The 11,612-nt window shown below is 70.8% G+C and carries 10 protein-coding genes; 8 read left to right on the forward strand and 2 right to left on the reverse strand.

Annotated features, from left to right (window positions below; genetic code table 11):
- Nucleotides 1–175 precede the first annotated feature (175 nt).
- The 3 genes from ABZT74_RS25215 to ABZT74_RS25225 all read left to right on the forward strand — a co-directional run bounded on the left by ABZT74_RS25215 (nucleotide 176) and on the right by ABZT74_RS25225 (nucleotide 4,139).
- The gene (locus tag ABZT74_RS25215; RefSeq protein WP_356438320.1) at nucleotides 176–1,504 is read left to right on the forward strand and encodes a pectate lyase; all 1,329 of its coding nucleotides are present in this window, start codon (nucleotides 176–178) and stop codon (nucleotides 1,502–1,504) included.
- 159 nt (nucleotides 1,505–1,663) lie between these two features.
- Nucleotides 1,664–2,458, forward strand: a complete 795-nt coding sequence (locus ABZT74_RS25220) for an HAD family acid phosphatase (RefSeq protein ID WP_355876525.1) — start codon at nucleotides 1,664–1,666, stop codon at nucleotides 2,456–2,458.
- 229 nt (nucleotides 2,459–2,687) lie between these two features.
- Nucleotides 2,688–4,139 (forward strand): NCS2 family permease, encoded by a 1,452-nt coding sequence (locus ABZT74_RS25225; protein WP_356173999.1) that lies wholly within the window; start codon nucleotides 2,688–2,690, stop codon nucleotides 4,137–4,139.
- 135 nt (nucleotides 4,140–4,274) lie between these two features.
- Here the strand turns inward: ABZT74_RS25225 and ABZT74_RS25230 are convergent, their stop codons facing one another.
- A complete protein-coding gene (locus tag ABZT74_RS25230) occupies nucleotides 4,275–5,726 on the reverse strand; it encodes a penicillin-binding transpeptidase domain-containing protein (RefSeq protein ID WP_356438323.1) in 1,452 nt (483 codons plus the stop codon).
- A 96-nt stretch (nucleotides 5,727–5,822) separates the two neighbouring features.
- Entirely contained in the window at nucleotides 5,823–6,596 is a 774-nt protein-coding gene (locus ABZT74_RS25235; RefSeq protein ID WP_081223720.1) for an IclR family transcriptional regulator, read from the reverse strand.
- A gap of 132 nt (nucleotides 6,597–6,728) precedes the next feature.
- Here ABZT74_RS25235 and ABZT74_RS25240 point away from each other — a divergent pair, with 132 nt between their 5' ends.
- The 5 genes from ABZT74_RS25240 (at nucleotide 6,729) to ABZT74_RS25260 (ending at nucleotide 11,496) form a co-directional block, all read left to right on the forward strand.
- Complete coding sequence (locus ABZT74_RS25240; protein ID WP_356438326.1) at nucleotides 6,729–8,258, forward strand: aldehyde dehydrogenase (NADP(+)); 1,530 nt, start codon at nucleotides 6,729–6,731, stop codon at nucleotides 8,256–8,258.
- Between the two features lie 100 nt (nucleotides 8,259–8,358).
- Nucleotides 8,359–8,967: a DUF1349 domain-containing protein gene (locus ABZT74_RS25245; protein ID WP_355876538.1), complete on the forward strand. Its 609-nt coding sequence runs from the start codon at nucleotides 8,359–8,361 to the stop codon at nucleotides 8,965–8,967.
- Nucleotides 8,968–9,078: 111 nt separating this feature from the next.
- On the forward strand, nucleotides 9,079–9,549 hold the full coding sequence (locus ABZT74_RS25250) for a GNAT family N-acetyltransferase (RefSeq protein ID WP_356438347.1): 471 nt from the start codon (nucleotides 9,079–9,081) through the stop codon (nucleotides 9,547–9,549).
- A 78-nt stretch (nucleotides 9,550–9,627) separates the two neighbouring features.
- Nucleotides 9,628–10,350: a DsbA family oxidoreductase gene (locus tag ABZT74_RS25255; RefSeq protein ID WP_355876540.1), complete on the forward strand. Its 723-nt coding sequence runs from the start codon at nucleotides 9,628–9,630 to the stop codon at nucleotides 10,348–10,350.
- A 96-nt stretch (nucleotides 10,351–10,446) separates the two neighbouring features.
- Nucleotides 10,447–11,496 (forward strand): aminotransferase class V-fold PLP-dependent enzyme, encoded by a 1,050-nt coding sequence (locus ABZT74_RS25260; protein ID WP_356438329.1) that lies wholly within the window; start codon nucleotides 10,447–10,449, stop codon nucleotides 11,494–11,496.
- Nucleotides 11,497–11,612: the final 116 nt, after the last annotated feature.

Below are 11,612 nucleotides of genomic sequence, written 5' to 3' on the forward strand. Positions count from 1 at the left end.
GGCACTGCCGGGAGGCGGCCGGCCCCGTCGACCGCCTCCCGCACCTCCCGCACCTCCCGCACCTCCCGCACCTCCCGCACCTCCCGCACCTCCCGCGGAGCGGCCCCACCGCGCCGCTCCCGTCCCGTCCCGTCCCGTCCGATCCACCGAGCCGAAGGAAAGCGAGAGCCGCATCATGAACACTCCTGTATGGCATGCACATGGCAGACATTGGCGCACGGCCACCCTGCGGCGGACAGCCGCACTGATCGGCTGCACCGCTCTCGTCTGCGCCGTCACCGGCACCACCGCCCAGGCCCGGCCCCGCGACCCCGCCCGGCAGGCGCTCGCCGCCCGGGACGGCTGGGCAGCTCAGGGGACCGGCACCACCGGCGGCTCTGCGGCCGCTCCGGCGCAGGTCCGCACCGTCAGGACGTGGGCACAGTTCGAGGCCGCGCTCGCGGCGGACGGCAGCGCGCCGAAGATCATCAAGGTGCGAGGCACGATTGACGCCAACGCCGACGGCTGCGACACCTTCGCCGCGCCGGGCTACGACTTCGCCCGGTACCTCGCCGACTACGACCCGGCGGTCTGGGGCTACGACCAGGTGGTCAGCGGGGAACAGGAGGATCTGCGGGCCGCCTCGGCCGCCCGTCAGGACACCGCCATCAAGGCGTACGTCCCCGCGAACACCACCATCGTCGGTGTCGGGCGCGACGCGGGGCTCAAGGGGGTGAGCCTGCAGATCAAGGGCGTCGACAACGTCATCGTCCGCAACCTCACCTTCGAGAGCCCCCTCGACTGCTTCCCCCAGTGGGACCCGACCGACGGCGACACCGGGAACTGGAACTCCGAGTACGACAGCGCCGTCGTCCACGGGGCCACGCATGTCTGGCTCGACCACAACACGTTCACCGACGGCGCCCACCCGGACAGCTCGCTGCCGACGTACTTCGGACGGATCTACGAACAGCACGACGGCGAGCTGGACATTGTCCAGGGCGCCGACTACGTGACCGCGTCCTGGAACGTGTTCGCGGACCACGACAAGACGATCCTGGTCGGCAACAGCGACAGCGCGGCGACCGCGGCCGTGGACCGGGGCCACCTGAAGGTCACCTTCCACCACAACCTGTTCACCGGTCTCGTCGAGCGCGCGCCGCGGGTCCGCTTCGGTCAGGTCGACTCCTACAACAACCACTTCGTGGCCGAGGCCGGCTACGCCTACAGCTACGGCATCGGCATGGAGTCCCAACTCGTCGCCGAGCACAACGCGTTCACCCTGGCGGACGGCATCGGCACCGGGACCGTCCTGAAGAAGTGGAAGGACGCGCCGCTGACCGCCGCCGACAACTTCGTCAACGGCGTCCGCACCGACCTGATCGCCGTGCACAACGCGGAGATCCCCGCCGAGACGCTTCGGTCCGGCGCCGGCTGGACACCCGTCCTGCGGACGAGGGTCGATCGCCCGCAGGCCGTCCCCGGCATCGTCGACCACGGCGCGGGCGCCGGAGGAGTCCACTGACACCGCCGAACTCCCCTCTGCGTATGGGGTGTTCGTCGTGGCGGGTGCGGAAGCCGACGCGGCTCCCCGCGCCCGCCGCGACGCATGTCACCTGTGGAGTGTGTATCGATCGGGCAACGGACCTCGCATCCACAGGGGTGACGCGCGTAGAAACTTGTCATGCATAAGCCACTGCGTATCGCGGCCGTCGCCGCCACCTGTGCCGTCGCCGGTGCCGCCCTGTTCGGGTCCGGTGCCGCCACCGCCCATCAGTCGACGGCCAACTCGACGCACGAGCCCTACAACATCGGGCTCCTGGTCAAGGACATCGACACCTACTACGGTGCCGCGCTCGACAGCGACGGGGTGTACCAGGCGTCCCCGAGCAGTCCGTACGCCAAGGACCTCGCGCGCGTCGACGCCGCCGCCAGGAGGGACATCGACAAGGCGGCCCACAAGGCCCACCACCGGGGACAGAAGCCCGCCGTCGTCTTCGACATCGACGACACGCTGCTGCTCTCCTTCGACTACGAGCGGAAGACCAACTACACGTACAACTCGACGACCTGGGCCGACTATGTCGCCCGGGCGGACCGTCCCGCCGTGTTCGGCAGCCCCGAACTCGTCGAGTACGCCGCGTCCAAGGGTGTCGAGGTGTTCTACAACTCGGGCCTGAAGGAGTCGCAGCGGGCCTCCGCGGTCGAGAACCTGAAGAAGGTCGGCGTCGACGTCAACCTCGACTCCGCCCACATGTTCCTCAAGGACGCCGTCAACCCGCCCGCCTACCTCAGCGGTTGCGCCACCGCCGCCGCCTGGAACTGCACGACCGTGCAGTACAAGGCCGGCACCCGCAAGCACATCGAGGACCTCGGCTACGACATCGTCGGCAACTTCGGCGACCAGTACTCGGACCTCGACGGCGGCTACGCCGACAAGACGTACAAGCTCCCGAACCCGACGTACTTCGTGAGCTGATCCGCCACCGCGCAAGAACGCCCCCGCCGGTCGTCACCGGCGGGGGCGTTGTGCTGCCGGTCGCGAGGGGGGCTCAGGCCGGCAGGTCCACACCGTGAAGGACGTCGAAAACGAACAAGTGGTTGTTTCCCGGGTTCCGTAACACAGCGAAAACCTGAAAGTGGTTGATGAAGGGAACAATCCAGCCAGCATCCGCACACCAGGCCCGCAGGTACCGAGGAGTATCGTCATGTCCGAAGCGCAGAAGGTCGACGACCGGCCAAGTGCCGCACCACCGGCGGCAGGCGGGGTCGACGGGTTCTTCAAGATATCCGCGAGGGGCTCCACCCTCGGCCGCGAGATACGCGGCGGATTCGCCACGTTCTTCACGATGGCCTACATCCTCGTCCTGAACCCGATCATCCTCGGCAGCGCCAAGGACAAGTTCGGCCACCAGCTCGACGCCGTCCAACTCACCACCGCCACCGCCCTGGTGGCCGCGGTCATGACCATCATCATGGGCATCGGCGGCAACCTCCCGCTCGCGCTCGCCGCGGGCCTCGGCCTCAACGCGGTCGTCGCCTTCCAGATCGCCCCGCTGATGAGCTGGGACGACGCGATGGGCCTGATCGTCCTGGAGGGCCTGCTCATCTGCGTCCTGGTCGTGACCGGTCTGCGCGAGGCCGTCATGCACGCGATACCCCAGGCGATGAAACAGGCGATCAGCGTCGGCATCGGCCTGTTCATCGCCTTCATCGGCTTCGTGGACGCAGGCTTCGCCACCCGCATCCCGGACGCCGCGAACACCACCGTGCCGGTCCAGCTCGGCGGCACCGGCGCGCTCACCGGGTGGCCGATTCTCGTCTTCTGCCTCGGCGTCCTGCTGACCATCGGACTGCTCGCCCGCAAGGTCAAGGGCGCGATCCTGATCAGTATCGTCACCATGACGGTCGTCGCCGTCGTCATCAACGCGGCGGCCGACATCAAGAGCTGGGGTCTGACCACCCCGAAGGTGCCCGACGACATCGTGGCCTCACCGGACTTCGGACTGCTCGGCCACTTCAGCCTGTTCGGCGCGTTCGGCGAGACCAGCGCCATCACCGTCGTCCTGCTGGTCTTCACCCTCATCCTGTCTGACTTCTTCGACACGATGGGCACGGTCGTCGGCATCAGCGCCGAGGCCGGTCTGCTCGACGAGGAGGGCAAGGTGCCCAACCTCGGGCGGGTGCTGCTCATCGACGGCGCCGCCGCGGTCGCCGGCGGCGCGGCCTCCGCCTCCTCCTCGACGTCGTACATCGAGTCGGCGGCAGGCGTCGGCGAGGGCGCGCGCACCGGCTTCGCCAACCTGATCACCGGCGGCATGTTCGCGCTCGCGCTCTTCCTGACGCCGATCCTCACGATCGTCCCGCTCCAGGCCGCCGCGCCCGCGCTCGTCGCCGTCGGCTTCCTGATGATGACCCAGGTCAAGCACATCGACTGGGACAAGTACGAGATCGCCATCCCCGCGTTCCTGACCATCGCCGTGATGCCGTTCACGTACTCGATCACCAACGGCATCGGCGCGGGCTTCCTGGCGTACGTGCTGATCAAGACGGTGCTCGGCAAGGCCAAGGAGGTCCACTGGCTGCTGTGGGCGGCCTCCGCGCTGTTCCTCGTCTACTTCGCGATCGACCCGATCGAGCAGCTGCTCGGGGTGAAGTGACCGCACCGCACGGTACGACGCCCGCCGGGACGCCCCGACGACAGGACGCCCCCGACGGCAGGACGGCCCCGCACCGAGGAGGTGCGGGGCCGTCCCCCGTACGGAGCGGGTCGCGCGCCGGCCGTGGCCGGCGGCTCAGTTCTTCAGGGCCGCCCGCATCATCGCCTTGGCGACCGGGGCCGCCAGGCCGTTGCCGCTGACCTCGGATCGGGCCGCGTCCGACTGCTCGACCATCACCGCGACGGCGACCTGCTTGCCGGTGGAGTCGGACGTGCCGTACGACGTGAACCAGGCGTACGGCGTCTTGCTGTTCTTCTCGCCGTGCTGGGCCGTACCCGTCTTGCCGCCCACGGTCACGCCGGGGATCCGGGCGTTCGTGCCCGTGCCCTGCTCGATGACCGTCTGCATCGCCGACCGGAGCTGGCGGGCGGTGTCCGAGCCGACGATCCGCTTGCTCTGCGTGGCGTCGTCGTAGTCCTTCAGCACGTCGCCGTCGGCGTCACTGGTCTGCGACACCATGTGCGGCGAGACGAGCTTGCCGTCGTTGGCGATCGCGGCCGACACCATCGCCATCTGGAGCGGGGTCGCGGTGACGTCGTACTGGCCGATGCCGGTCAGCGCCGTCGACGACTTGTCCATGTCCGAGGGGTACACGCTGGTGTACGCCCGCACCGGCACGTCCTGCTTCGTGTCGTTGAACCCGAACTTCTCCGCCATCGCCTTCACCTTGTCCTGCCCGAGGTCGACGGCCATCTTGCCGAAGACGTTGTTGCAGGAGTACTGGAGGGCGACCCGGATCGAGGCGTTCTCGCACGGGGCGGACGCGCTCTCGTTCTTCAGGGGGGTGTGCGTGTTCGGCAGGGTGTATGGATTCGGGCTGTCCGTCTTCGTGTCCACGTCGTCGTACAGGCCGCTCTCCAGCGCGGCGGACGCCACGACCAGCTTGAACGTCGAACCCGGCGGCAACGGCTGCCGCAGCGCGCGGTTGACCAGCGGCTTGTCGGGGTCCTTGGTCAGCTTCTCCCAGACACTGCCGTTGCCCGCGCTGATCGACGTCGGGTCGTACGACGGGGTGGAGACGACGCCGAGGATCCTGCCCGTCTTCGGGTCGATCGCGACGGCCGCGCCCTTCTTGTCCCCGAGCGCCTCGAACCCGGCCTTCTGCACCGCGGGGTCGATCGTCGTGACCACGTCACCGGGGTCGGCGCGCTTGTTGGTCAGACTGTCCAGGGGGTTCTTCAGCTGGATGTCCGAGCCGTCCAGGAGGTCCTGGTAGATGCCCTCCAGCTGGGTCGCCCCGTACACCTGCGAGCTGTAGCCGGTGACCGCCGCGTACAGGCTGCCGTCCTTGTACGTCCGCTTGTACTTGAGGTCGCTGCCTTTCGTCTGCGCGGAACCGGTGATCGCGTCGCCGGCCACGATGATGTTCCCGAGCGGGTTCGCGTACAGAGAGATCGCGTTCCGTCGGTTGTCCTTGCCGTCCGCCAGTGCCTTGCCGTCGTAGAACTGCACCCAGGTCGCCCTCACCAGGAGTGAGAGGACGAGCAGCAGTGTGAAGACGGCGGCACGCCTGATCGTCTTGTTCATGCCGCACGGAAAGACGAGCGGAAGGGCGTGATTCGTTCCCGTCCGCACGCATTTCTCATGTGCCCTTCATCGAACGGGCACCCGCGCGGGGAGCCGTCAGAGCCGGCGCGTGGCCAGGGTGAGCCGGTCACGGGCGTCGAACAGCGCGTCCTTGACCATCTGCTCGTGCGCGGGTGTGAGCCGTGCCACCGGCACCGAGCAGCTGATCGCGTCACGGGCGGGCGTGCGGTACGGGATCGCCACGCCGAAGCAGCGCAGACCCAGCGTGTTCTCCTCGCGGTCCACGGCGAAGCCCTGCTCACGCACCTGGCGCAGCTCCTCGATGAGCTTCTCCCGGTCGGTGATCGTGTGCTCGGTCAGCGCGGGCAGTGTCTCGGGCAGCATCTTGCGGACCTGCTCGTCGGTGTGCGTGGCCAGCAGCGCCTTGCCGAGCGAGGTGGAGTGCGCGGGGAGCCTGCGGCCGACCCGGGTGAAGGGGCGCAGGTAGTGCTGCGACTGGCGGGTGGCGAGGTAGACGACGTTCGTGCCGTCCAGGCGCGCGAGGTGGATGGTCTCCGTGGTGTCGTCGGAGAGGCGGTCGAGGGTGGGGCGGGCCGCGGCGACCACCTCGTCGCCGTCGATGTACGAGGTGCCGACCAGCAGGGCCCGTACGCCGATGCCGTACCGCGTGCCCGTCGCGTCCGTCTCGACCCAGCCGAGCTCGACGAGCGTGCGGAGCAACATGTACAGGCTGGACTTGGGGTAGCCGACGGCCTCCTGGACCGCGGCGAGGGAGTGCATTCCGGGGCGGCCGGCGAAGTACTCCAGCAATTCCACGGTCCGTACCGCGGACTTGACCTGTGCCCCGCCGCCTGTCTCGCCTGCCGACATCGCCCTTGACCCCTTCGTTGGACGGGAAATAGTCTCCAACCGCATATTCACCATCAGAGACAGCGTTCAGCATATCGAACGCCCCTGGTGAGTGACACAAGAAGTGCGGCATCACATCTGGAGGGACCCGCGGTGGCAGCAGCACCAGTCTGGAGTGTCGACCCCCGTACCGGGAAGCAGCGGGAACAGGTTGCGGTGGAGGCCACAGCCCAGGAGGTGGACGAGGCCGTCCGCGCCGCCCACGCCGCGCGCCCCGCCCTCGCCGACCGCACCGTCCGCGCCGCGTTCCTGCGCACCGCCGCCGACCTGCTCGAAAGCTCCAAGGAGCACCTCGTCGAGGTCGCCGACGCGGAGTCCGCGCTCGGCCCCGTCCGGCTGAACGGCGAACTCGCGCGCACCTGCTACCAGTTGCGCGCCTTCGCCGGGATCGTCGACGAGGGCGCCTTCCTCGACGTCGTCATCGACCACCCCGACGCCACGGCGACCCCGCCGATCCCGGACCTGCGCCGCTACAAGGTGTCCCTGGGCGTCGTGGCCGTGTACTCGGCCTCCAACTTCCCCTTCGCGTTCTCCGTCGCGGGCGGCGACACCGCGAGCGCGCTGGCCGCGGGCTGCCCCGTCGTCGTCAAGGCGCACCCCGACCACCCCGGCCTGTCGGAGCTGGTCGCCTCCGTGCTGCGCCGGGCCGCCGCCCGGCACGACATCCCCGCCGGGGCCGTCGGCCTCGTCCACGGCTTCGAGGCGGGCGTCGAACTGGTCCGGCACCCGCTGATCGCGGCGGCCGGGTTCACCGGTTCGGTCCGGGGCGGCCGGGCCCTGTTCGACGCGGCGGCCCGGCGTCCGGTGCCGATCCCGTTCCACGGCGAGCTGGGCTCCCTCAACCCCGTCGTCGTGACCGAGGCCGCGGCCGCCGAACGCGCCGAGGAGATCGGCGCGGGCCTCGCCGGCTCGATGACCCTGGGCGTCGGCCAGTTCTGCGTGAAGCCGGGCCTGGTGCTCGCACCGGCCGGCGCGGCGGGCGACCGGTTCCTGAAGTCCCTGACCGACGCGGTGAGCGACACCGACGCCGGGGTCCTGCTGGACCACCGGATGCGCGACAACTTCATCGCCGGGGTCGCCGAGCGGGCCGCTCTGCCGGACGTGGAGTCGCCCGTGACGCCGGGCGCGGGCGGTGAGCACACGGTGAGCCCCGGCTTCCTGACCGTGCCCGCGGAGCGCCTCACGGCGGAGGGCGAGCACGACCTGCTCCTGGAGGAGTGCTTCGGACCGCTCACGGTCGTGGCGCGCTACACCGACGCGACCGAGGCGGGCGCCGTGCTGGCCCGGCTGCCCGGCAACCTCACGGCCACGGTGCAGCTCTCCGCCGAGGAGGCCGCCGGTGAGGGCCGCGGCGCCGAGATCCTCGCCGAGCTGACGCCGCTCGCGGGCCGGGTGCTGGTCAACGGCTGGCCGACCGGCGTCGCCGTCGCCCCCGCCCAGCACCACGGCGGCCCCTACCCCGCGACGACCTCGACGTCGACGTCCGTCGGCGGCACCGCCATCGAGCGGTGGATGCGGCCGGTGGCCTACCAGGGCGTGCCCGAGGCGCTGCTGCCGCCTGAGCTGCGCGACGACAACCCGCTGGGCCTGCCCCGGCGCTACGACGGACGCCTGGAGCGCTGAGAACCACGCGGGGACGGGCGCGCGCCCGTCCCCGCACCTCCGCACGCCCCTACCCGCCACCCCTTCCCCGGCGCCGCGGCCCACCTGAGAGACTCGGGCCATGGACGTCTCACTCCCCGAACTGCCCTTCCCCCTGCGCACGTACGGCCCCGACGGCCACTGGTCGTACGAGGACGACGTGCTCACCGGCTGGGCCGGCCCGCGGCAGGACCGCTTCGTTCCGCCCACCGGCGAAGGGCTCGACCCGGCGTCCGACGCACCCCGGCTGCTCGGCTCCCCGGAGGGCGACTTCCAGCTCATCGCCCGCGTGACCGTCGGCTTCGGGGCCTCGTTCGACGCGGGCGTGCTCTACGTGCACGTCGGCGAGCGGGCCTGGGCGAAGCTGTGCCTGGAGTACTCCCCTGACGTGGCCACCGTCTGCACGGTCGTCACCCGCGGCCACTCCGACGACGCCAACTCCTTCACCGTGGACGGCAGTTCCGTGTGGCTCCGGGTGAGCCGCACGGGCCGCGCCTTCGCCTTCCACGCCTCACGCGACGGCAAGCGCTGGACGTTCATCCGCCTCTTCACGCTGGCCGACGAGAAGGAAAGCGGGGCGGCACTGGTGGGCTTCATGACGCAGTCCCCGATGGGGGAGGGCTGTGTGGTCACGTACGACGACATCGAGTTCCGCCCGACCTGGCCGCGCGACCTGCGGGACGGCAGCTGAGGGACCGGGCCCGCGCGCCGGCCGTTCCCGGTCCGGCCGGTGCGGAACCGCCTCGTCCGCGGTCGCGTCCTCGGCTGTGTGATCGAGGACCGGGTGAACCCCGCGCGACGGATGATCAGGACCGCGCTGCCTGCCGAGGCGGCCGTCGTCGCCGGGCTGCACGCTCGGGCCCGGGCGACGTACGACCCCGACGGCGTGTCCGAGGACGGCACGGACTGGCTCGCGGCCTGGCGGACTGCGATCGAGCGGCCCCGGGGGCACGTCCTGTGTCTCGTGCTGGACGGCCGGATCGTCGGCGTCGCGGCGTTCCGCACGGCCGAGGGCGCACCCTCCGACACCGTCAGGCTCTTCCAGTTCCACGTCGAGCCCGACCGGTGGCGGGCCGGCCTCGGCTCGGCCCTGCACGCGGCCTGCGTGGAGGAGTGGCAGGCGGACGGGAAGCGCACGGCGACGCTCGACGTCCACGGTGACAACCTGCGCGCCCGGGCCTTCTACGCCCGCCTCGGCTGGAGCCCGGAGCCGGAGGGACCGCCCGCCGAGGACGATCACCACCTGTCGCTGCGGTACGCCGTCGGGGAATGAAGCCCGCCGATTGAACGTTCACACACCGACGACCCCGGAGGGTGTCCCGTATCCGCACGACCTGGAGAGAGCCGAAGAATGCGCGTCGAGATCTGGTCCGACATCGCCTGCCCGTGGTGCTACGTCGGGAAGGCCCGCTTCGAGAAGGCGCTCGACGCCTTTCCGCACCGTGACGAGGTCGAGGTCGTGCACCGCTCGTTCGAGCTGGACCCCGGCCGCGCCAAGGGCGACATCCAGCCCGTGCTCACCATGCTGACCAAGAAGTACGGCATGAGCGAGGCGCAGGCCCAGGCGGGCGAGGAGAACCTCGGCACGCAGGCCACCGCCGAGGGCCTGGACTACCGCACCCGGGACCGCGACCACGGCAACACCTTCGACATGCACCGCCTGCTGCACCTCGCCAAGGAGAAGGGCCGCCAGGACGAGCTGATCGGCCTGTTCTACCGGGCCAACTTCGCCGAGGAGCGCAGCGTCTTCGGTGACGACGAGCGGCTCGTCGAACTGGCCGTCGCCGCCGGGCTCGACGCGGACGACGCCCGCCGCGTCCTCGCCGACCCGTCCGCCTACGCCGACGAGGTCCGCGCCGACGAGCGCGAGGCCGCCGAGCTGGGCGCGAACGGCGTCCCCTTCTTCGTCCTCGACCGCACCTACGGCGTGTCCGGCGCCCAGCCCGCCGAGGTCTTCGCCCAGGCGCTGACCCAGGCCTGGGGCGAGCGGCCGCAGCTCACCCTGATCCAGGACGCTGGGAGCGGAGAGGCCGAGGCCTGCGGCCCGGACGGCTGCGCGGTACCCCAGAACTGAAAGACGCAGGTCGGGGGCGATCCATAAGCGCTTCTTGGGTGAACCACGCAGAAATCAGCAATGGACCTGGACATCCTCCGGGCCCAGAGTGGTCCCATGGAGACCTTCGAGACCCTCGTCCGTGCCGAGTTCGCCGCGAAGAACACCTATCTGAACACCGCGAGCACCGGTCTGCTGCCGGCCCGCACGGTGACCGCGATGCGGGCCGCCGTTGACTCCGTGGCGGCGGGGCGGCCCGCCGACATGTTCGCCGACGTCGAGGCGGCCCGCGCGTCGTTCGCGCGGCTCGTCGCAGTGCCCGGGCGCCGGGTCGCGGCGGGCGCCTCGGTCGCTGTGTACAGCGGACTGATCGCGGCCTCACTGCCGCCGGGCGCCGAAGTCCTCACCGCCGAGGCCGAGTTCAGTTCGGTCGTGACCCCCTTCCACGTCCGCGGTGACCTCAAGGTCCGGGCCGTACCGCTGGAGCGGATGGCCGAGTCCGTGCACGCCGGCACGGCGCTCGTCGCCGTCAGCGCCGCCCAGTCCGCCGACGGCCGGACCGCCGACCTGGACGCGATCCGGGAGGCCGCGCGGGAACACGGCGCCCGGACGTACGTGGACGCCTCCCAGGCGGCCGGATGGCTGCCGCTGCGCGCCGGCGCCTACGACTTCGTCTCCTCCGTCGCCTTCAAGTGGCTCGTCTGCCCGCGCGGCGTCGCCTTCCTCGTCGTCCCGGAGGACTTCGGCGGGCTGATCCCCGTGTTCGCCGGCTGGGTGGCGGGCGAGGCCCCCTGGGACAGCTGCTACGGCCCGGTCGAGGAACTGGCCCACTCCGCACGGCGGTTCGACGAGAGCCCCGGTCTGTTCGCGTACGCCGGAGCCCGCTGCTCGCTGGAACTCCTCGAGGAGCTGGGAGTGGAGCGGATCCACGACCACGACCTCGCGCTCGCCGACCGGTTCCGCGCCGGACTGCGGGAGCGCGGACACACGCCGGTCCCCGCGCCGGACTCCCCGATCGTCTCCGTGCCGGGACTCGGCGGTCTCCAGGGCGAGTTGAGCCGCGCCGGGGTCGAGGTCTCCGACCGCGCGGGCAACCTGCGGGCCGCGTTCCACCTGTACAACACCCCGGCCGACGTCGACCGGCTCCTCGACGTCCTGCCCCGCTGACCCCGCACGAGGCGAGGGCCGGGGCCCCTCCTGGAACGTGAATCTCGGCGGCGGCACCAAGGCGTATCTGTGGCCCACGGTCCTGGTCGGCGCCGGTGTCGCCCTGGTGTGGCGCC

Source organism: Streptomyces sp. NPDC005302 (assembly GCF_040607345.1).
GTDB lineage: Bacteria > Actinomycetota > Actinomycetes > Streptomycetales > Streptomycetaceae > Streptomyces.